We start from the raw sequence: 21,347 nt of genomic DNA on the forward strand, positions 1-21,347 counted from the left end.
AAAAATACTCGAGTTTTCAATGCATTGAATCGTCCGATTGAAATCGAGCGAAGTGAGTGCTGGACGGAGGTGATTACAAAATGGGCGAGTCGAATAGGCATAAGGCGCGTAATTGTGCACAATTCTGAAACCGGTCCGTGATGCCCGCCGCGCCGGTGGCGGATCCGCCCGGAGCGTTGGCGAATAGGGGCGGGGCGCTGCGTACGATCGGCAGCGCCCCTGCGGTGCCGTGTCAGGCGATCGCGGTGGGCATGCCGAGGCTGGCCGCCTGGCGCTGCTCGAAGGCATGCCGGGTCTCGTCGTAGCAGTGGCCGCGGAAGCCGCCGCGCACGGTGCCGGGCTCGACGGCGCGGAAATAGACCCGCCAGCTCTCGGGAAGCTGCACGGAATCCGGTGGGGCGAGCCACAGCCGGTGCAGCAGCCGCTTCTCCTCCGGCGCCTCGAAATCCTCGAACTCGGTGCGCGAGTGCAGGGCCACGTGGTTGTTCATGATCTGCAGGTCGCCGGGCTCCAGCCACATGGTGAACATCAGATCGGGGCGGCGCAGGATGGCGTCCAGGTAGTCGGCCGTCTCGTGCTGGGCCGCGCTCATCGGCGGTACGCCCTCCAGTTCCTGGGCGGTGCGCACCCGATTGCGGTTCCATTTGCAGAACAGCCGGCCGCCGGCGACGTCGAACAGCGGCTGACCGTAGAACGGCGCCTCGTCCGGCGCCTCCTCCTGGTTGCGGCTGAAATGGAACGGCTGGCGCGCCACCTCCGCCAGGTCCGGGCGCTCGGCGCTCAGGGTCTGCCAGGCGGAGACGCTGCTGGTGACCATGCTCTGGCCGCCGGCCTTGGCCTTGTTGTAGCAGGCGAGCGTGACCAGGTCGCAGCTGTCGACGTGGAAGTCGAGCTTGGCGTTGGAATTGTATCCACGTCCGCCGGCGGAACGGTAGTCCATGCCGGCGGATTTGACCTCGGACAGGTAGTGGGTGGCCTTTCCCTGGGGGCGGGCGACGCCGAGATGCAGGCCGATGGCCCAGCTCAGCAGCCGGAACTCCTCCGGGCTCATGCCGGCGCGCGGCAGGCCCTTCACCAGGGCGAGGCCGAGGCCGAAATGGGCCTCGCGGGCGGCGGCCTTGACCGTCTCCAGCCCGGGGCCGAGATCGAACTCCTCGCGGCGATAGTCCAGGAGCGGGCGGTCCGGGTCATGGGCGGCCTTGACGGCGTCGGCCATCCGCGCCCGGTCGGCATCGGCCAGCGGGAAGGTCCAGCGGCGGTCGCGGTCAAGATCCTCGGCGCGCCACGCGGCCGACGTGTCGAATTCCTGCGGCATGTTCCTACCCGATGATGTGCTTGTTATCGGGTCATGCTATCGGCGGCCCCGGGGGCGGTAAAGCCGCCGACTGGCGCGCGTCGCCGCCGGCGGGGCCTCGGTTCGCCGGGGCTCAGGCCGACAGGGACGCGATGTCCGGCAGCGGCCGCGCGCGGGCCGGGATGGTCGCCATATAGGCCTCCAGCGCCGCCGAGATGCCGAGCAGCGCATGGTCGCCGTAGCGCTTGCCGCTGACCTGAAGGCCGAAGGGCGTGCCGGTCGGGTCCAGCCCGCAGGGCAGGGTGATCGCCGGATGAGCGGTGTTGGTGATGCCGTAGGACAGGCCCAGCCAGTGGAAGTAGCTGCGCAGCTCCTCGCCGTTGATATGGGTCGGGTAGAGCTGGTCCACCGGATAGGGCGGCACCGCCGCCATCGGCGACAGGAGGATGTCGTAATCCTCCATGAAGGCGACGAAGTTCCGGTAGTTCGTGGTCTGCTGGTTCTGCGCCCAGGCGGCGTCGGCGAAGGTGTAGCCGAGCGCCTCCTCGTAATTGGCGATGGCGTTCGGGCCGAGCAGGTGGCGCTTGTTCTCGTAGTGCGGCCGGAACCGGTCGATGAACTGCAGCGAGCGCAGGATGGCGAAGACCTCGTCGGAGTCCTTCAGCGGCGGGTCGATCTCGACAACCTCGCCGAAGGCACCCCGGATGTCCCCGATCGCCGCGCGGAAGGTCTCGCGGATGCCGTTGTCCACCGGTGCGAAGCCCAGATCCTCCGATACCGCGACGCGCAGGCTGGACAGGTCGACCTTCGGCAGATCCAGGAAGCTGGCCGGATCGACCGGGTAGGCCAGGGGATCGACCGGGTCGGAGCCGGCAAGCACCGACAGCAGCATGGCGGTGTCGGCCACGTCGCGCCCCATCGGCCCCTGCACCGAGAGGCAGCTCCAGCCGGTGGCCCGGCCGGACATGGGCACCAGGCCGGGGGTCGGCCGGTAGCCGACCACGCCGCAATAGGCGGCCGGCGTGCGCAGCGAGCCGCCGGTGTCGGAGCCGAGCGCCATCGGGACCATGTTGGTCGCCAGCGCCACGGCCGAGCCGCCCGACGAGCCGCCGCAGATCCGCGTCGGGTCGAACGGGTTGCCGGTCGGCCCGAAGACCGGGTTGTTGGAGTTGGCGCCCAGCCCGAATTCCGGGACGTTGGTCTTGCCCACGGCGACGGCGCCGGCCTTGCGGGCGGCGGCGACCAGCCGTTCGTCCTTCTCCGGCACGTTGTCGGCGAAGATCGGCGAGCCGAAGGTGGTGCGCACCCCGCCGCTGACCATGGTCTCCTTCACGCCCAGGGGCAGGCCGTGCAGGGTCGGCAGGTCGTCGCCGCGCATCACCGCGTCCTCGGCCGCCTTCGCCTCGTCCTCGGCCCGGTCCCAGCAGGTGGTCGGAATGGCGTTCAGGGTCGGGTTGACCGCCTCGATCCGCGCCCGGCAGGAGGCCAGGAGGTCGACCGGCGAGAGCTGCTTGGCGCCGATCAGTCGACGCGCCTCCACGGCCGAGAGGTCACACGGCTCAGTCACGGTCGGTCTCCTTGCTGCACATATACGGGTGGTCGGGATCGGTCAGACGGTTACGGCGTCGTCGTAGAGATGGCACTCCACCAGGCCCCGGCCGTCCCGAATGGTCTTCGGCGCGGTGGTCTTGCACACCGCGCCGGCATGGACGCAGCGCGGGTGGAACACACATCCCGGCGGCGGGTCGATCGGGTTCGGGAAGGTGGTGCCGAGCTGCGCGTCCGGCACGCCGAGCCCGGCCTGCGGCGTCAGCACCGAGGCGAGCAGCGCTTCGGAATAGGGGTGACGCTGCTTGGCGAAGAACGCCTGGCCCTCGGCCTCCTCGACGATGCGGCCGAGATACATGACGGCGACCTTGGTGGCGATCAGCTCGACCACGGCGAGGTTGTGGCTGATCAGCACGTAGGTCAGCCCGAGTTCCTTCTGCAGGTCGAGCAGCAGGTTCAGGATCTGCGCCTGGACCGAGACGTCCAGGGCCGATGTCGGCTCGTCGCAGATCACGATCTCCGGGCGCATCACCAGGGCGCGGGCGATGGCGACGCGCTGGCGCTGGCCGCCGGAGAGCTGGCTGGGATACATGTCGTAGGCCCGCTTCGGCAGGCCGCAGAGGTCCATGATGTCCTCGACCTTGCGCCGCCAGTCGGCCTTGTCGCCGATGCTGTGGATGTAGAGCGGCAGGGTGATGATGTTGCCGATGGTCTTGCGCGGGTTCAGGGACGAATAGGGGTCCTGGAAGATCGGCTGGACCCGCTTGGCGAGCTGCTTGCGGCCGATCTCCTCCAGCGGCTGGCCGTCGATCGCCAGGGTGCCGGATGTGGGCTCCTGCAGGCCGAGCAGCATGCGGGCCACGGTGCTCTTGCCGCAGCCGGACTCGCCGACCAGGCCGAGCACGCCGCCCTTCTCGATGCTGAGGGAGACGCCGTTGACCGCGTGCAGCGGCCGCTTGGGCTGGAACATGCCCTGGCGGACCTGGAAGGTGCAGAACAGATCGCGGGCCTCGAGGATCGGTGTGGTGGTCATGCCGGGCTCCCCGACTGAATGGTGCCCGCCTGATTACTCCCCGCCGTCAGCGCCAGAACCTCCTCGGCGCGGGCGCAGCGCACGGCGTGGCCGGGCACGATGTCGTGGGTGGTCAGCGGCTGCAGGCAGATGTCCTGGGCATAGGCGCAGCGGTTGGCGAAGGCGCAGCCGGTCATCTCGCCGATCATCGACGGCACGATGCCCGGAATGGTGCCGAGCCGCTCGCCCTGCCGGGTCTTGCCCGGCACCGGGATGCAGTTCATCAGGCCCTGGGTATAGGGATGGGTCGGCCGGCTGAAGATCTCGCCGACCACCCCGCTCTCGATGATCTCGCCGGCATACATCACCGCCACCCGGTCGGCGACGCGGGCGACCACGCCGAGGTCGTGGGTGATCAGGATCACCGCCATGTCGAACTCGCGTTGCAGGTCCTTGATCAGGTGCAGGATCTGCGCCTGGATCGTCACGTCGAGCGCGGTGGTCGGCTCGTCGCAGATCAGCAGATCGGGGCCGCACATCAGCGCCATGGCGATCATCACGCGCTGGCGCAGGCCGCCGGAGAGCTGGTGCGGATACTGGCCGAGCCGGCTGGCCGCGGCGGTGATGCCGACCTTCTCCAGCAGGTAGATCGCCCGCTCCCGGGCCTCCTTCGCCGACACGTTCTTGTGCAGGCGAATGCCTTCCTCGAGCTGGTTGCCGATGGTGTAGGCCGGGTTCAGCGACGTCATCGGCTCCTGGAAGATCATCGCCATGGTGTTGCCGCGCACCTTGGCCATGCCGCGCTCGCCCAGCTTCAGCAGGTCGGCGCCGTCGAACGAGATCCGGTCCGCCTCGCGCTTGGCGCGGGACGGCAGCAGGTTCATCAGGGCGAGCGAGGTGAGCGACTTGCCGCAGCCGGATTCGCCGACCAGGCACAGGGTCTCGCCGCGGGCGACCTCGAAGCTGATGCCCCGCACCGCGTGGAGCACGCCGGCGGAGAGCGGGATGGAGACGCGCAGATTCTCCACGCTGAGGGTTGTCGTCATCGTGCGTCTCCTAGGCCCGGTTCTCGGGAACGGTGACGTCGCGCACGCCGTCGCCCAGCAGGTTGACGGCCAGCAGCAGCAGGAACAGTGCGGAGCCGGGAATGGCGATCAGCCAGGGGTCGAACAGGATGTAGTTGCGGCCCTCCGAGATCATCAGACCCCAGGACGGCAGCGGCGGCTGGACGCCGAGGCCGAGGAAGCTGAGCGCCGCCTCCAGCAGCACCGCGTGGGCGAATTCCAGCGTCGCCACGACGATGAGCTGGTTCATCACGTTCGGCAGGATCTCGCGCGCCAGGATGTACCACGTCGAGCAGCCGGCGGCCTGGGCCGCGGCAACATAGTCAAGCGAGCGGATCTGCTGGGTGCTGGAGCGCATCACCACGGCGTAGCGGTCCCACAGCAGCAGGCCGAGCACCAGAATCACCATCTCCAGCGAGCCGCCAACGATGGCGACCACCGCGAGGCTGACCAGGATCACCGGCAGGGACAGCCGGCAGGTGATCAGGAAGGTGACGACGAGGTCGACCTTGCCGCCGAAATAGCCGGCGGCCACGCCCATGACGGTGCCGATGATGCCGGAGATCAGCGCCGCCATGATGCCGATCAGCAGGGAGATCCGCGCGCCGTAGATCAGCCGGCTGAGATAGTCGCGGCCGACCTGGTCGGTGCCCAGGATGTGCTCCCAGGTGCCCCTGTCCTGCCAGACCGGCGGCGCCATGCGGGCGATCAGGTCCTGATGATACGGATCGTAGGGCGCGATCAGCGGCGCGAACAGGGCCATCAGGACGATGACGAAGAAGATCCCGCCGCCGATGACGATGCCCCGGTGGCCGAAGATCCTGCGGCGCAGGATCTGGCCCGGGGTCGGCGCCAGGATGACCTCGGCGGTGGGGGCGGTGGGGGTCATGATCGACATCTCAAGCCACCCGGATTCTGGGGTTGAGCCAGGCGTTCAGCAGATCCGCCAGGAAGGTGAGGATGATGTAGAACCACGAGAACAGCAGCAGTACCGCCTGCACCGTGGGGAAGTCCGAGCGCGAGATCGACTCCCAGGCAAGGAAGCCGGCGCCGTGCAGGGCGAAGACCGTCTCGATGATGATCGAGCCGGTGAGCATGAAGCCGAACTGCACCGCGGCCAGGCTGACCACCGGGATGATGGCGTTGCGCAGGGCGTGCTTGAACAGCACCATGGCCGGGCTCAGGCCCTTGGCGCGGGCGGTGCGGACATAGTCCGACGACAGCACGTCGAGCAGGCCGGTGCGGGTCAGGCGCATGAAGGCCGGGGTCGCGTAATAGCCGAGAACGATGGTCGGCAGCACGAAATGCTCCCAGGAATCCGACCCGCTGGCCGGCAGTATGGGAACCCAGTAGGCGAAGACGACGATCAACATCAGCGCGAACCAGAAGCTGGGCATCGCCTGGCCGACGACGGCCAGCAGCAGCGCGGCGCGGTCGATCAGGCTGTTCTGATACATCGCCGCCAGCACGCCGAGGGGGATTGCCAGCACCAGGGCGAAGATCATCGCACTGACCCCGAGCATCATGGTCACCGGCAGGCGTTCCACGATCAGGTCGATCACCGGCATGCGGAAATAGACCGACTGGCCGAACTCGCCCTGAACCGCGCCGCCCAGCCATTTGAAGTACTGGACATAGACCGGCTGGTCGAAGCCGTAGGCCGCCTTGATCGCCTGGATGTCCGCCTCGTTGGCGCGCTCGCCGGCCAGCGCCGTCGCGGGATCGCCGCTGAGGTACAGCAGGCTGAACACCAGGGCCGAGACCGTGAGGCTCACAAGGATGGCCAGGAGCAAGCGTTTTGCGGTGTAGACAAGCATCGCAGCGCCATCAGCTGGAGGAATGGGAAGTGCGGCCGCCCCCGGCCGTCGTCACCTCTGGGGCGACGGAACCGGGGGCGGTCGCGGGATGGGCTAGCTTACTTCCAATCGGCGAGGAAGAAGCGCGGGATCTCGTCCGCCGTCGGCGTCCAGTCCACGTCCTGGCTCATCGCGTAGTTGGTGTTGAACGTCCACAGGGGCAGCCAATAGGCCTCCGCCGCGATCTTGTTCAGCGCCTTGTCGTAGGCCGCCAGGCGGACGTCCCGATCGACGGTCCCGCCGCCCTTCTTGAGGGCCTCATGAACCTCGGGGTCCTGGGCCAGATCGTCCGGACCGCCGCCGAAGAACACCGGGGCGATCGCGTCGACATCGGGCACCGAGCCGGAGCCCCAGGTCATGAACGCCAGCGGCACGTTGCCGGAGCGGATCGCGTCGCGGGTCGCGGCGTACTTGCCGAACCGCAGGTCGGTCTCGATACCGACCTGCTGCAGGAAGCCCAGCATCGGCTCGAGATAGTCGCGGTTGCGATAGGCGTAGAACTCCGTGCGGAAGCCGTCCGGATAGCCGGCTTCGGCCAGCAGGGCCTTCGCCTTCTCCGGGTCGTACTCATACTGGGTCACGTCCTGGGTGCAGCCGAACTGCTCCGGGAAGCAGGCCGAGTGAATCACCTCGGAGGCGCCGCGCACGATGTTGTCCACGATCGCCTTGCGGTCGATGGCATGGGACACCGCCTTACGGACGCGGACGTCCTGGAACGGGTTATCGCCGGACTTGCCAGTGACATCGAACGTCAGGTAGCCGACGCGCATGGTGCCGGCCGAGACGACGTTAAGGCTCGGCAGGGTGGCGAGCTTCTCGGCCTGATCCGGCGGAACCTTCCAGATCCAGTCCAGCTTACCGGAAGTCAGCTCGACGATCTGGGTGTTCACGTCGGGAATGGTGCGCTGATGGATCGTCCCGATCGCCGGCTGACCCTTCGGGCTCCCTGCGTAGTAGTTCTCATTGGCCTTGAACACGATCTCCTTGCCGGGGACCAGCTTCTCGACCTTGTAGGGACCGGTGCCGACCGGCGCCTGACCCATCCCGCTCGGGCCGACCTCGGCGTAGTACTTCTCCGGATAGATCGGCACGTCGCCGGCCAGATACAGCAGCGCCAGCGGGTTCGGTTCGATCGCGTAGATCCGCACCGTGTAATCGTCGATTGCCTCGGCGCCCTTGATCCAGTCAACGCCCTGCTGGGCGAGCTTGCCGGTATCCGGCTTCAGGAGGAAATTGATCGTCGCGACGACATCGCCGGCATCGAACTCCTCACCGTTGTGGAACGTCACGCCCTTGCGCAGCTTGAACTCGAAGGTCGTGTCGTCGACGATCTCGAAGCTCTCGGCCAGCAGGCCCTTGAACTCGCCGGTGTTCGGGTCGCGGTAGATCAGGTTGTCCCAGATCATCCGGTTGACGACGATGCCTTCGCGCGAGTTGTTGAAATAGTAGTCGGCATTCGGGAGCTCGCGGTCCCAGGCGATGTTCAGCGTGTCGTTCGCCTTGCCGGCCTCGGCCGGGGTCGGCAGCCATGCGGCCGCGGTCAGAGCGGCCAGTACGGCCGCTCCCCTCAAGCCGACGCGTCGCGACGTCCTTGGTGTCATGGTGGTCTACCTCCGTGTTTGCTCATGGCCCGCCATTGAATGCGGCGGGTGATTTTCGATCCCCGCACCGGCGCTCGTGCCGGACAGGTACCGCCCCCGAATTGGGAGAAGCGATCATTCTCCATCCGCGAAAATGGTGGTGTCGACCCGGCTCTTGAGGCCGGCTAGGCGCGGCGTGGATGCGACCCGAATTCTCCCCTCGGGTGAAACGCTAACAGCCGCTTCCAACCGCAACAAATTACATTTCGCGCGTGCAACATAACAGAACGGTAATATTTGAAAGTCAATTCTCGAACAGATCCCGGGCCGCCTGAACCAGGCATTCGCGCAGCAGGCTGACCGTTTCGTCGGTCTGGCTGGTCAGCCAGAAGCAATTTGACTCCGACAGATAGCCGCCGGTGCTGATCGACAGGATCGCCAGCTCACCGCGGGCCGAATGGTAGCGGGCCAGCCGTTCGGGGAACAAGGCGAGGCAGGGTATCAATCGCATCATGCTGAGACTGAGCACGATGGAGGTGGCTTCGATCTGACCCGGCAACGGGCCGAGGCCCTTCTCCGCCAGGAACTCGCTCATGCCGTCCGCCGCCAGGGACCCGGACGCGGCCTTGAGCCACGGCCATTCCAGGACGGTCTCCCAGCTAATGTCCTTCTGCCGGGCGAGCGGGTGGTCGGTGCCGGCGACCACCACCAGCGGCTCGCGGCCCAGCGAGAGTTGCTCTATCCCCTCGACGGTGAAGGGTTTCCAGATCCGCATGACCAGGAGGTCAAGGTCGCCGGCATAGAGCTGCGGCAGCATCTGACCGAAATGTCCTTCCGACACGGTGACGACGCAGGAGGGGGCCGCCTGGATCATCAGCCGGATGGCTTCCGGTACGATGGTCGGCATCAGGCTGGACGCGACCCCGATCCGCACGTTGCCGCCAAGCCCCTTGCGCAGCGCCTCGATATCGAACTCGGTGCGCTGGATCCGCGACAGCACGTCCTTGGCGTGGCGCACCAGCAGCGTGCCCGCCGGCGTGAAGGCCACCGAATTGCCCTGGCGCACGATGATCGGGGTGCCCAGTTCGCGTTCCAGCTCGGCGATCTGCTTGGAGATCGCCGGCTGGGTGACGTTGAAGGCGCGGGCGACCTTGGTGATCTGCCGCATCTGGTCGAGGGCGGCCAGGATCCGCAGGTGGCGGATCTTCAGCACGTCGCGGAACAGCCGGCTGGCGATGCCGTCGCGGTAAACCGAGGGTGTGTCGCTGGTCATGGACGGTCCCTCCCAGGGCTCCTGCGCCTCATCGCTACCCGGATCGGGGCGCCCGGTCGAGCAGCAACTCGCCCTGCCAGATGCCGTCGCGCACCATATCGGCGGTTTCCGCCCGCAGGGTATCGGCGAAGACCCGCACCGCGCGGGACGCCGGGCGCACGATGGAGCGGGCCAGCACCAGCCGGCGATCCAGGGTCGGGTTGGCGATCGGGGCTGCCCGCAACGTGCCTGCCCGCAGATCGGGGTGGATCGCCGGCAGCGGCAGCACCGTGTGGGCGAGGCCCCGGGCGGCGAGTTCCTTCAGGGTCTGCAGCGCGTCCGCCTCCACTGTCACCCGCAGGGCGATGCCGGCCTGCCGGGCGGCGTTCTCCAGCAGGATCCGCAGCCCGTGGCGCGGTCCGGGCAGCACCAGCGGCAGATCGGCCAGGGAGGCGAAGTCGCGCGGGATCTCCAGATCCAGCTCGGATCCGGCGGCGCCGACGAGAAACAGCGTCTCCTGAATCAGTGGCTCGGCGGGAATGTGCCGGATCGCCGAGGTCTGGTACATCACCGCCAGGTCGATCTCGCCTCGCTGCAGCATCTCCGACAGATAGCCGCTGAAGGCCGGCACGATGCGGACGGTCACCTGCGGATAGTCGCGCAGGAACCGCTCCACCAGCCGGCCGGAGATCACCTCACCCGCCGTCGGCGGCACCCCTAGGCTGACCGCCCCGCTGACGGCACCCAGGGAGGCGGTCAGTTCCTCGCGGGTATCCTCCACCATGCGCAGGATCGCCGTCGCCCGCTCCACCAGCAGCGACCCGGTGTCGGTCAGCACCATGCCGCGTCCGTGGCGCGAGAACAGCGCCCCGCCCAGTTCCTCCTCCAGCAGCCGGATCTGCCGGCCGAGCGCCGGCTGGGCCGTGTTTAGCCGGTCCGCCGCGCGGCTCAGGCTGCCCAGTTCGGCCACATGCAGGAAGGTCTTCAGCTGCCTCAGATCCATCAGGTATTTAACCACGGCATATCTGATTGAGAAATATGCTTCTCGTATTCTGCTTCAGGCCCCGGTACCCCGGTATGCGCCGCTGATACGCGCATTCTGGAGGCGAGATGACCGCAATGCCGGCCTTAAAGGGCCAAGAGACCTGGCAGGATCAGGTGCTGCCGATCCTGCGAAGCTTCGACGTCCGACACGTGGTCTACGTGCCCGACGCCGGCCATGCCGCCGCGATCCGCGGGGCCGAGGCCGACAACGAGATCACCTCCCTGGCCCTGACCACCGAGGAGGAGGGCATCGGCTACCTCGCGGGTGCCTGGCTCGGTGGCGAGCGTGGGGCGCTGCTGATGCAGTCCAGCGGGGTCGGCAACTGCCTGAACACGCTGGCGCTGCAGGCGATGACGCGGTTTCCGCTGCTGATGCTGGTGACCATGCGCGGCGACTGGGCGGAGTTCAATCCGTGGCAGAACCCGATGGGCCAGGCGACCGAGGCCGCACTCCAGCTCATGGGCGTGCGGACCTGGCGCGCAGACCATCCCGACGAGGTGGCGCCGCTGATCCAGGGGGCCGCGACCATGGCGTTCAATGGCGACGAGAGCTGCGCGGTCCTGCTGGGCCAGCGGCTGATCGGCGAGAAGAAGTGGGTGAAGTGAGATGACCGGATTGCTCGACCGCCGCGCGGTGACGGCGGAACTCCTGAAGGATCGCGGCGACCTGCTGGTCGTCACCGGCCTGGGCTCGCCCAGCTACGACGCCATGGCCGCCGGCGACCACGACCACAACTACTACCTCTGGGCCGCCATGGGCAGTGCCGCCACCGTCGGCTTCGGCCTGGCGATGAGCCAGCGCAGCCGGTCCGTGCTGGTGCTGACCGGCGACGGCGAGATGCTGATGGGTCTCGGCGCGTTGGCGACCATCGGCCAGGTGCTGCCGCCGAACCTGACCTTCGCCGTGCTGGACAACGGGCATTACGGCGAGACCGGCATGCAGCAGAGCCATGCCGGCCGGGGCCTCGAGCTGTCGCGCATGGCGGCGGCGGCGAACTTCCCCTGGGCCAAGGTGGTCGACGACATGGACGGCGTCGCCGAGCTGCGCGACCGCATCCATGCCCGCGCCGGGACCAGCTTCGCCACGGTGAAGATCGATGTCGGCGAGGTCGATCGCGTCTTGCCTCCGCGCGACGGGGTCTATGTAAAGAACCGCTTCCGTAACGCGCTCGGTCATCCGACAATCTGACCGCAGCCGTAAAAAAGACCAGACAGCTTCGGAGGAACAGGTGACGCCTGCTGACGACTACACCGACATTCGTGACGCCGTGCGCGCGCTCTGCGCCGAGTTCCCGCCCGAATATCACAGGGGCGTGGACGAGAAGCGCGGCTATCCGGCGGAGTTCGTCGATGCGCTCACCAAGGCCGGCTGGCTCGCCGCCCTGATCCCGGAGGAATTCGGCGGGTCCGGCCTCGGCCTCACCGAAGCCTCCGTGATCATGGAGGAGATCAACCGCTCCGGCGGCAATTCCGGCGCCTGCCACGGCCAGATGTACAACATGGGCACGCTGCTGCGGCACGGCTCGGACGAACAGAAAAAGTATTATCTGCCGAAGATCGCGTCGGGAGAGTTGCGGCTGCAGTCCATGGGCGTGACCGAGCCGACCACCGGCACCGACACGACCAAGATCAAGACCAAGGCCGAGCGCAAGGGCGACCGCTACGTCATCAACGGCCAGAAGGTCTGGATCTCGCGGATCCAGCATTCCGACCTGATGATCCTGCTGGCCCGCACCACGCCGCTGGAGGAGGTCGAGAAGAAGTCGCGCGGCATGTCGATCTTCATCGTCGATCTGAAGGACGCGATCGGCAACGGCATGGAGGTCAAGCCGATCCAGAACATGGTCAACCACGAGACCAACGAGCTGTTCTTCGACAATCTGGAGATCCCGGCCGAGAACCTGATCGGCGAGGAGGGGATGGGCTTCAAATACATCCTCGACGGGCTGAACGCCGAGCGCGCCCTGATCGCCGCCGAGTGCATCGGCGACGGCCACTGGTTCATCGACAAGGTGACCGCCTATGCCAAGGAGCGCGTGGTGTTCGGTCGGCCGATCGGCCAGAACCAGGGCGTGCAGTTCCCGATCGCCGAGAGCCATATCGAGATCGAGGCCGCCAGCCTGATGCGGTTCGAGGCCTGCCGGCTGTTCGACGCCAACCAGCCCTGCGGCGCCCAGGCCAACATGGCCAAGTACCTAGCCGCCAAGGCGTCCTGGGAGGCGGCGAATGCCTGCATCCAGTTCCATGGCGGCTTCGGCTTCGCCACCGAGTACGACGTGGAGCGCAAGTTCCGCGAGACCCGGCTCTATCAGGTGGCGCCGATCTCCACCAACCTGATCCTCAGCTACGTGGCCGAGCACGTTCTCGGCCTGCCCCGGTCATTCTGATGGCGGACAAGATGCGTCCCCTGGAGGGACTGACCGTCCTCGCCCTGGAACAGGCGGTGGCGGCTCCGTTCTGCACCTCGCGGCTGGCCGATGCCGGCGCGCGGGTGATCAAGATCGAGCGGCCGGAGGGCGATTTCGCCCGCGGCTACGACGACGTGGCCCAGGGGCAGAGCAGCTATTTCGTCTGGCTCAACCGGGGCAAGGAATCCCTGGTGCTCGACCTGGCGAGCGACGCGGGCAAGCAGACCCTCGGCACGCTGATCGCCGAGGCCGACGTGCTGGTGCAGAACCTGAAACCGGGCGCCATCGGTCGTCTCGGCTTCCCGCTGGAGCAGATCCGCAGGGACCATCCGAAGCTGATCCTGTGTTCGATCAGCGGCTACGGCGACAGCGGCCCGCTGGCCAAGCGCAAGGCCTACGACCTGCTGATCCAGGCCGAGTCCGGCCTGTGCTCGATCACCGGCGGCTCGGACGGGCCGGCCCGGGTCGGCATCTCCGTGGTCGATATCGCCACCGGATCGACCGCGCATGCCGCCATCCTGGAGGCGCTGATCGGCCGGGGTATTCATGGCGACGGCGCCGATATCCGGATCTCCATGTTCGACGTCATGGCCGACTGGGAGACGGTGCCGCTGCTGAACCACGAGGGCGGCAAGTCGCCCAAGCGGATCGGCCTCGCCCACCCGTCCATCTCCCCTTACGGCGCCTTCGCCTCGTCGGACGGCATCCTCATCCTGATCTCGATCCAGAGCGAGCGGGAATGGGCCAGTCTCGCCCGCCATGTGCTGGGGGACGAGGGCCTGACCGTGCACGAGCTGTACAAGACCAACGTGCTGCGGGTCCGCAACCGGCCGCAGACCGACGGTCTGGTCGCCGAGGTCTTCTCCCGGCACACCGCCGACGCGCTGGAGGCGATGCTGGACAAGGCGGATGTCGCCTTCGCCCGGGTCAATGACATGGATGCGTTGGCGGCCCATCCGCATGTGCGCCGGGTGACGGTGGAGACGCCGAACGGCCCGGTCTCCTACCCGGCGCCGGCGGCCATCGTCGACGGCCGTACCCGCAGCTACGGCCCGGTCCCGGCGGTGGGGGAACACAAGGATCTGGACCTGGGATAGGGAGCCCTTCCGGGAAACGCGATCAGCCCCAGATCACGTCCGGGGCTGACGGCAGGTTCGTTATGGAGCGTCGGCTCAGAACTTCGCCTTGATCTGCGGATTGCTGGCGAGCAGGGCGGTGTCGGTCGACCACAGAGTGACCTCGGTGGTCTGGCCGTAGCTGACCACCAGGGCCTCCAACTCGTGGCTCACCGGGTCGATGCCGTTCGGCCGGGCCGAGGCCTCGATCGGTCGCTCAAGCGGTGCGCGCCAGGACAGCAGGGTGTACTTGTTCCCGGCATTGTTCGAGCTCGACCCCGGCAGTTCGCCGCGCTCGCGCTTGGCCGGGCGGCCGAAGCGTTCCTCGAGCTGGGCGACGATCTGCGCGCGCTGATCCTGGTCCACCGCCTGATGCAGGATGGTCTGGTAGACCCGCGGCGGGTCGCTTTCCACGGTCTGGCCGACCAGGCAGCGCTGACCGGCGATCAGGCGGGTATTGCTCTGCAGACGGCCGACGCAATCCTCGTCGCCGGCGACCAGGGCCTGCAGGTCGCGGCGATAGACAGGCTTGCCCGGGAAGTCGCCGCCGGCGGCGTTGGACGCCTCGGCCACCGTCATGCCGGTGCGCACCCCGCCGACGGCATCGCTGCCGAGCGAGACCGAGTTGGAGGTCGGCGCGGCGGTCGAACCGCTGCCGACGGTCGAGCCCGTCCCCGACGGTGCGGCGGCGAGGGCCTCGCTCGACCGGACAAGCCACTGGGTCGGGTCGCCGGCGGTGCCGCGGAACACGACCTCGCCGGTGCGATTGTCCTCGCCGGTGATGTTGAAGGCCGGGGTCCGGGCGCATTCGAAGCCGAGGATCGCCCGGGTGCCGTCGACCACCCGCTGCATGCGCGGGCTGTCCTTGCGGAACAGGTCGCGGTCGGAAGAGCGCATGGTCAACTCGGTGATCTCGCCGCAGCCGACCTCACGGTCCACCACGACCAGCAGGTCCGGCTCCTGCACCACCAGCCGTTCGGCGGCCGTGGCGGTGGCGAATGCGGCGGGCACCATCAGCAGGGAGAGGCCGGCCGCGCGGATCATGTTCTTGGAGGTCGCGCGCATCAGACCAGCTCCCAGGTTCCGTCGGCCCGCTGGCAGGCCTGCGCCTCGCGGGTGTCGGTGCGGCCGTTCGCGGTCTCGACCCGCTGGGTGATGATCGAGCATTCGCGGGCGTTCACCTGGGTGGCACCCGACTGCGGGCGCTCGGCGGTATAGGTGCCGGTATCGACCCGGCGCAGCAGGTCGCCGAAGACGAAGCCTTTGCCGATGCCGTTACGCGAGATCATGTACCAGTTCTCGTTGGCGACCTTGCCGACCACCCGCACGGTCTCGCCCGCTTCGAGCTGGTCCATCACCGCGTAGTCGGTGCTGGGGCCGCCGCGCACGTTGGTTTTGGTGGTCGCCGCGTAGTCGGCGCCGACGAGATGCATGGTGGGCACGCGCCAGGCCAGCTTGCTGCTGTCCTGCGTCGCGGTGGTGGTCGGGGCCGGACGGTAGGTCACCTCCTGCACCTGGGCGGTGGTCGTGGTGCCGGTATCCGGGTTGGTCCAGGTCTGGGTCTGGCCGGTGTTCAGCGCCTGCTGGGAGGTGTCGGCGATGCCCTGCTGGTCGCGTTTGGTGAGGTATTCGGCCACCTCGCCACCCAGGAACAGGCCGCCGATCGCACCGGCGGCCACGGCAACCAACTTTCCGCTGCCGCCACCGATCTGCGAGCCGAGCAGCGCGCCGCCGATGCCGCCCAGAACCCGGCCGATGTTCTTGTTGGACACGCCCAGGGTGCTGTTGCTGTCCTGAGCAAACGCCGGTGCTGCGGCCAGGGGCTGCACGGCCAGGGCGCCGGCAAGGGCGAGAGCCGTGTATCGCTTTCGTCTATCGGGACGCATGATATCGGGGCGCATGTCGGGGCCTCCTTTTTTTTCGTATCGCTGGGTAACGAACGAGTCAGACCGGGGTTCCCGTCGGTTTATTCGCCAGAGCTTTCGAAAATGGTCAGTCCTCAAGCACCACGGAGTCCGGGTCGGCCCCCAGCGCCTTGAGGTCTTCGGTCACGGCGTCGATCATCTTCGGCGGGCCGCAGACGTAGAAGTCCTGGCTGAAATCGGCGACGTGCGTCTTCAGGAACTCACGGTCGACCAGGCCGCGGGCCAACGGGCTGTCGTCCTGGTCGGTGACGGTGAACAGGCAGTCGAGCCCGTCCATCGCCTCGAACTCGTCGCGCAGGATGATGTCCCGCTCGGTGCTGTTGGAGAAGATCAGCGTCTGACCCGACAACGCGCCCTTGCGCTGCAGGTCGCGCAGGATGGCGATGAACGGGGTGACCCCGGCGCCGCCGGCGACGAAGACGCCCGGCCCCTTGTACTGGATCGCGCCCCAGGGCTCGTCGATCAGCAGACGGTCGCCCTTCTTCAGCTTGCCGATCTGCTCGGTGACCCCGTCATGGTCCGGATAGACCTTGATGGTGAATTCCAGATGGTCGGCGTCGGTCAGGGAGGTGAAGGTGAAGGGCCGCTGCTCGTCGCGCCAGTCGTCGCGGTCGAGGGCGACGTCGGTCGCCTGGCCGGGCTTGTAGTCGTACCCGTCCGGCTTCTCCACCGTCAGGCGGACCACGTTGTGGGTGACGTTCTCGGTGCTCAGGACGGCCACGCTATGTGCCATGGGATGTTTCTCCTTCTCTCACGTCGACAAAACGAGGTGTGGGGTTCTGCGGATTCCGCAACCCGTTTTCTGAAGAAAAGGGGCGGTTTTGCCGGAGTTTCACAGGCCCCTGTGAATTCGGGGAACCGGGCCTGCCCGGCAGTCGTTTTGCTAAAATGCATCCCCGGCAGCAGGAGCCCCGAATGACCGCAGACGCCGCCAATGACGCCGCCAATCCGGACGCCCCATGGCCGACGGTCGCCACGCCCCGGCGCCGGGTCCGGCTCGACTTCCAGCACCATGCCGACGTCGATGCCGTGTTCGACCCGGTGCGTCAGGATCTGTCGGCGCTGGCGGTCCTGGATCGCAGCATGTGGCTGGCCTGCGACGAAACCACGACCATCGAGCAGCTCACCCGCACCGGCGGCGCCCGGTGGTCCGATCACCAGACCCACAATCTGCACGAGGCCTTCGACCTTCATGGCGACGAGGGCGACGAGATCGACATCGAGGGGCTGGCGATCGACGACGGGTGGCTGTGGATCACCGGCTCCCACGGCCTGACCCGCAAGAAGCCGAAATGGCACGAGACCGACCCAGCGGTGGCCATGAACCGGCTGACCGAGGTGAAGAGCAACGTGGCCCGCCGGGTAATCGGCCGACTGCCGCTGGTGGATGCCGGCAACGGGACCTGGATGCCGTCCCTGACCGAGACCGAGGACGGGAGGCGGCCGTCCAGCGTGCGCCTGCGCAAGGGCAGGACGGCCTTCACCAAGAGCCTGGCCAAGGACATCCATCTCGGCCGGTTCATGGACATTCCCTGCAAGGAGAACGGCTTCGACATCGAGGGCATCGCCGCCCGGGGCGACCGGGTACTGCTCGGCCTTCGCGGCCCCGTCCTGCGCGGCTGGGCGGTGATCCTGGAACTGCGGATGAAGATGACCAAATCCGGCCACCTGAAGCCACGCCGGATCGGGCCGGACGGGGAGCGGTACCGCAAATATTTCATCGACCTGGAGGGCCTGGGGATCCGCGATCTGCAGGCCGACGGCGACGACCTCCTGATCCTGGCCGGGCCGACAATGGACCTGGACGGTCCGGTGGCGCTGATCCGCTGGCCCGGTGCGTGGACAACGTCGGCGCTGAAGCAGGCGGTGATCCCCTACCAGAAGCTGGAGCGGGTCATCGATCTTCCCTACGGCTACGGCACCGACCATGCCGAGGGGATCGCCCTGACCGAGCGCAGCGACGGCGGTCGCGAACTGATGGTGGTCTATGACAGCCCCGCCCAGGGTCGGTTGTCGGACGAGACGGCGATCCGCGCCGACCTGTTCGCGATCGACTGACCCCGGCGGAACGGCACCCGGCCAAAATCTGTCGACAGTTTTCAGTTTTCACGTCTTGCCAATTGAACCGGAGCCCGATCAAGCTACCTCCCAACCGGCGTCATAGCTACGAACGAGGCCAGGGAAACACTGGCCGACAGATAAATGGGAGGCGTGGCGCCACCGCAGTCTGGGACGAGCTTTTAGGGGGCTTCGAAGATCATGAACCAGTTTGAATTCACCCGCCGCCACATGATGGCGCTGATGGGAACGGCCGCGACTGCGGCGATGCTGCCGAGCGTCGCCAGCGCGGATGAGGGCCTGAAGTTCTGGGCGCCGGGCATCGCCCGGGTCGGCGAGAAGGATTGGAGCTCGATGGAGAAGGAGGCCGGCATCAAGCTGGTCAACGTCGCCAAGAGCGCGCGGGCCGACGAGTCGATCCAGAAGATGGTGGTCGGCGACGGCAACGCGCTCTACGACGCCATGACCGACAATGGCGGCGGCATGGAGGACGCGCTGGCGAGCCAGAACGCCATCGCCGAACTCGACACCGCGAAGATCCCGAACTGGTCGATCATCGAGAAGCGCTATCTCGACGGCGGCGACGCGGCGGACACCATCCGCTACGAGGGCAAGGTCTACGCCATCCCCTACATCTCCAACGCCGATGCGCTGGCCTTCAACTACGACGTCATTGGTGAGGAGCTGACCTCCTGGGAGGTGCTGTTCGACGAGCAGTTCAAGGGTCGGGCCGCTCTGCAGAACGATTTCGGGCCGACCCTGACCAACACCGCGATCTACCTCAAGCAGTCGGGCAAGCAGGACATCGACAACCCGTCCGACATGACCGAGGACGAGGTGAAGGGGGTCTGCCAGTTCCTGATCGACAAGAAGAAGGCCGGTCAGTTCCGCACCTTCTGGGACGGATTCCAGAACGGCGTCGACCTGCTGGCCTCGGAAGAGGTGCTGGTCGCCTCCTGCTGGGAGCCGGTGCAGATCGTCGCCGCCAAGAAGGCCGGCAAGGACATCCGCTACGGCACGATGAAGGAGGGGCACCAGACCTGGAACAACATCGTCATGCTGACCCGCGGCGGCCGCGAGCGCGGTATGGACGAGACGTTCTACAAGCTGGCGAACCTGTACCTGTCGCCCTGGTTCGGCGCCCGCACGCTCGCCGGCCTCGGCTTCACGCCGCAGATGACCGGCGTGCTGGAATACGTGGACGCCAATCCGGATACCTTCGACGCCGAAACCAAGGCGCTGATCAACGACCGTCTGGCCCGCAAGAAGGACCGGATCGCGATCGCGGGCAACTCCTGGCAGAACGTGTTCCCGACCAACATGCGTGCCTATCAGGACTGGTGGTCCCGGGTTCAGGCTGCCTGACACCCGATGACCGACGCGACCGATACCGGGCTCGGCGGGCTTCCCCCCGTCGAGCCTTTCCGGCCGACTTTGCGTGAGCGGATGTCGGGCTGGGCGTTCTATATCCCGATCGTCTTCATGGTGCTGTTCTTCGCCCTGCCGATGGCGCTGACCGTGGTGTTCAGTGTGTTCGAGCGCACCATGTTCTGGATGGAGCCGGGCTTCAGCCTGCTGGCCTACGAGAATTTCTTCTTCTCCGCCCGGCTGGAGAATTTCCTCGCCTCCATGGGCTATTCCCTGATCTCGGTCGCGGTGTCGTTCTGCCTCGGCTTTCCGATCGCGGTGTTCGTGCGCAAGTCGGTGCCGCAGGCGGCCCAGCACCGGGTCGTGCTGCTGTTCATCCTGCCGTTCATGGTGTCGGAGATCATCCGCATCTTCGCCCTGCGGCCGGTGCTCCAGCGCAACGGGCTGGTGAACGAGACGCTGCTCAATCTCGGCCTGATCGACGAGCCGATCACCGCCCTGCTCTATACCCATACCGGCGTGATCATCGGCGAGGTGCTGTCCTTCATGCCGTTCATCGTGTTCTCCGGCTTTCTGGCCATGGAGGCGGTGCCCAAATACATCTTCGAGGTCTGCGACGATCTGGGGGCGGGACCGGTGCGGCGGTTTGTGGACGTGATCCTGCCGTTGGCGGCCCCGGGCATCTTCGCCGGTGCGGTTTTCATCTTCGTCAACGGTCTCGGCGTCGCCCTGATCCCCAACATCATGGGCGGGCCGGGCGCGGTGAATGCCGGCCTGATCGCCACCCAGGCGATCACAGCCCTCGACTTCCCGCTGGCGATGGCGGTGAGCGCGATCATGATGGCGACGCTGATGGGGCTGCTCTATGTCGGCCACAAGCTGTTCGACCTGACCAAGATCCTGGCACCGATGAACTGAGGGGCGGGATCATGGACGATTACGCGAATATCTGGCTGCACCGCGCCAAATGGGCCTATCTGCTGCTGATCGTGGCGACTCTGATGAGCCCGGTCTTCTACGTCATGTACATCTCGTTCAATGAGAACGGGTTCGGCGCCGCCCAATACGTCTTCACCACCAGATGGTACGGGCTGATCTTCTCCGACGGGCAGCTCATGGACGCCCTGCGCTGGACCCTGGGCCTGGCGGTGACCACGACGGTGCTGACCATTCCCATGGGGCTCCTGGCGGCCAAGTTCTACAAGGCGACCCGGGCCAAGGTGGCGGTGGTGTTCCTGCTGCTGGCGCCGCTCTTTGTCGCACCCGACATCCTGAGCGCGGCGCTGCTGGTGTTCTTCAAGAACGTCAACCTATCCTTCCAGGGGCTCGGCGACCTGGCCGGCGTGTCGTTCATGGATGCCTGGTTCCGGCTCGGCTTCACCACCACGGTGATCGGGCTGATCATCTACACGATCCCCTACGCCTTCGTGGTGATCCTGATCACCATGGGGCGCTACAACAAGGAGCAGACGGAGGCCGCCCGCGCCTGCGGGGCGACCGGCTGGCGGGCGTTCTGGGATATCGAGTTCCCGCAGATTCGCGCCGGCGTGTTCAGCGCCTCGGCCTTCACGATGATTCTCTGCTTCAACGAATACACCCGCACCAGCCTGCTGAAGGGCGGGTTCGACACCTTCACCACCGTGCTGGTCAGCCAGATGCTGAACGAGGGCATGTCGGAGCAGTCCTACGCCATGTCGAGCTTCGTCAGCTTCGTCGCCATCGCGCTGATCGGCGGGATCATCGTCTTCACCCTGCTGCGCTCGGAAGCCGCCGCCCGCCGGGCGCAGCCGGTCGCCGAACCCAACACTGTGCCTGCGTGATGA

Annotated in this window: 20 protein-coding genes; 8 read left to right on the top strand and 12 right to left on the bottom strand. The window is 66.9% G+C overall.

Going from position 1 to position 21,347, the window contains the following annotated elements; genetic code table 11:
* Window positions 1–232: 232 nt before the first annotated feature.
* The 9 genes from BLS34_RS07265 to BLS34_RS07305 all read right to left on the bottom strand — a co-directional run bounded on the left by BLS34_RS07265 (window position 233) and on the right by BLS34_RS07305 (window position 10,609).
* Window positions 233–1,315 (bottom strand): TauD/TfdA family dioxygenase, encoded by a 1,083-nt coding sequence (locus BLS34_RS07265; protein ID WP_093149278.1) that lies wholly within the window; start codon window positions 1,313–1,315, stop codon window positions 233–235.
* Between the two features lie 112 nt (window positions 1,316–1,427).
* Window positions 1,428–2,861, bottom strand: a complete 1,434-nt coding sequence (locus BLS34_RS07270; protein WP_051243921.1) for an amidase — start codon at window positions 2,859–2,861, stop codon at window positions 1,428–1,430.
* Window positions 2,862–2,903: 42 nt separating this feature from the next.
* Entirely contained in the window at window positions 2,904–3,875 is a 972-nt protein-coding gene (locus BLS34_RS07275; RefSeq protein WP_051243924.1) for an ABC transporter ATP-binding protein, read from the bottom strand.
* Window positions 3,872–4,900, bottom strand: a complete 1,029-nt coding sequence (locus BLS34_RS07280; protein WP_093149280.1) for an ABC transporter ATP-binding protein — start codon at window positions 4,898–4,900, stop codon at window positions 3,872–3,874. Before BLS34_RS07280 ends, BLS34_RS07275 begins: the two co-directional genes overlap by 4 nt.
* 10 nt (window positions 4,901–4,910) lie before the next feature.
* On the bottom strand, window positions 4,911–5,807 hold the full coding sequence (locus BLS34_RS07285; RefSeq protein ID WP_038014257.1) for an ABC transporter permease subunit: 897 nt from the start codon (window positions 5,805–5,807) through the stop codon (window positions 4,911–4,913).
* Window positions 5,808–5,817: 10 nt separating this feature from the next.
* On the bottom strand, window positions 5,818–6,735 hold the full coding sequence (locus BLS34_RS07290; RefSeq protein ID WP_028793208.1) for an ABC transporter permease: 918 nt from the start codon (window positions 6,733–6,735) through the stop codon (window positions 5,818–5,820).
* 98 nt (window positions 6,736–6,833) lie between these two features.
* On the bottom strand, window positions 6,834–8,375 hold the full coding sequence (locus BLS34_RS07295; RefSeq protein WP_051243931.1) for an ABC transporter substrate-binding protein: 1,542 nt from the start codon (window positions 8,373–8,375) through the stop codon (window positions 6,834–6,836).
* Between the two features lie 283 nt (window positions 8,376–8,658).
* On the bottom strand, window positions 8,659–9,627 hold the full coding sequence (locus tag BLS34_RS07300; protein ID WP_093149282.1) for a LysR family transcriptional regulator: 969 nt from the start codon (window positions 9,625–9,627) through the stop codon (window positions 8,659–8,661).
* Window positions 9,628–9,661: 34 nt separating this feature from the next.
* Window positions 9,662–10,609, bottom strand: a complete 948-nt coding sequence (locus BLS34_RS07305) for a LysR family transcriptional regulator (protein ID WP_139189147.1) — start codon at window positions 10,607–10,609, stop codon at window positions 9,662–9,664.
* Window positions 10,610–10,716: 107 nt separating this feature from the next.
* Here BLS34_RS07305 and BLS34_RS07310 point away from each other — a divergent pair, with 107 nt between their 5' ends.
* The 4 genes from BLS34_RS07310 to BLS34_RS07325 are packed head-to-tail and all read left to right on the top strand — an operon-like array spanning window position 10,717 to window position 14,155.
* Window positions 10,717–11,256 (top strand): thiamine pyrophosphate-binding protein, encoded by a 540-nt coding sequence (locus BLS34_RS07310; RefSeq protein WP_093149286.1) that lies wholly within the window; start codon window positions 10,717–10,719, stop codon window positions 11,254–11,256.
* 1 nt (window position 11,257) lies between these two features.
* Window positions 11,258–11,839, top strand: a complete 582-nt coding sequence (locus BLS34_RS07315; RefSeq protein ID WP_093149288.1) for a thiamine pyrophosphate-dependent enzyme — start codon at window positions 11,258–11,260, stop codon at window positions 11,837–11,839.
* Window positions 11,840–11,879: 40 nt separating this feature from the next.
* Window positions 11,880–13,037, top strand: coding sequence for an acyl-CoA dehydrogenase family protein (locus BLS34_RS07320; protein WP_028793214.1), 1,158 nt, complete (start codon window positions 11,880–11,882; stop codon window positions 13,035–13,037).
* Entirely contained in the window at window positions 13,037–14,155 is a 1,119-nt protein-coding gene (locus BLS34_RS07325) for a CaiB/BaiF CoA transferase family protein (RefSeq protein WP_245565559.1), read from the top strand. Before BLS34_RS07320 ends, BLS34_RS07325 begins: the two co-directional genes overlap by 1 nt.
* Window positions 14,156–14,230: 75 nt before the next feature.
* Here BLS34_RS07325 and BLS34_RS07330 read toward each other — a convergent pair whose 3' ends face one another.
* The 3 genes from BLS34_RS07330 to BLS34_RS07340 all read right to left on the bottom strand — a co-directional run bounded on the left by BLS34_RS07330 (window position 14,231) and on the right by BLS34_RS07340 (window position 16,831).
* The gene (locus tag BLS34_RS07330; RefSeq protein WP_093149289.1) at window positions 14,231–15,238 is read right to left on the bottom strand and encodes a hypothetical protein; all 1,008 of its coding nucleotides are present in this window, start codon (window positions 15,236–15,238) and stop codon (window positions 14,231–14,233) included.
* Window positions 15,238–16,074, bottom strand: coding sequence for an SH3 domain-containing protein (locus BLS34_RS26645; RefSeq protein WP_093149291.1), 837 nt, complete (start codon window positions 16,072–16,074; stop codon window positions 15,238–15,240). Before BLS34_RS26645 ends, BLS34_RS07330 begins: the two co-directional genes overlap by 1 nt.
* Window positions 16,075–16,165: 91 nt before the next feature.
* Window positions 16,166–16,831: an FAD-binding oxidoreductase gene (locus tag BLS34_RS07340; protein WP_093149293.1), complete on the bottom strand. Its 666-nt coding sequence runs from the start codon at window positions 16,829–16,831 to the stop codon at window positions 16,166–16,168.
* 182 nt (window positions 16,832–17,013) lie between these two features.
* On the opposite strand from BLS34_RS07340, the gene BLS34_RS07345 reads away from it, so the two are divergent.
* The 4 genes from BLS34_RS07345 (at window position 17,014) to BLS34_RS07360 (ending at window position 21,344) form a co-directional block, all read left to right on the top strand.
* Window positions 17,014–18,156, top strand: a complete 1,143-nt coding sequence (locus tag BLS34_RS07345) for a DUF3616 domain-containing protein (protein ID WP_175474141.1) — start codon at window positions 17,014–17,016, stop codon at window positions 18,154–18,156.
* 201 nt (window positions 18,157–18,357) lie between these two features.
* Window positions 18,358–19,521, top strand: a complete 1,164-nt coding sequence (locus BLS34_RS07350; protein ID WP_093149297.1) for an ABC transporter substrate-binding protein — start codon at window positions 18,358–18,360, stop codon at window positions 19,519–19,521.
* A 6-nt stretch (window positions 19,522–19,527) separates the two neighbouring features.
* Entirely contained in the window at window positions 19,528–20,442 is a 915-nt protein-coding gene (locus BLS34_RS07355; protein ID WP_093149299.1) for an ABC transporter permease, read from the top strand.
* Between the two features lie 11 nt (window positions 20,443–20,453).
* Window positions 20,454–21,344, top strand: a complete 891-nt coding sequence (locus tag BLS34_RS07360; RefSeq protein WP_093149301.1) for an ABC transporter permease — start codon at window positions 20,454–20,456, stop codon at window positions 21,342–21,344.
* Window positions 21,345–21,347 lie beyond the last annotated feature (3 nt).

It is taken from the genome of Thalassobaculum litoreum DSM 18839 (assembly GCF_900102465.1).
GTDB classification, from domain to species: Bacteria; Pseudomonadota; Alphaproteobacteria; order Thalassobaculales; family Thalassobaculaceae; genus Thalassobaculum; species Thalassobaculum litoreum.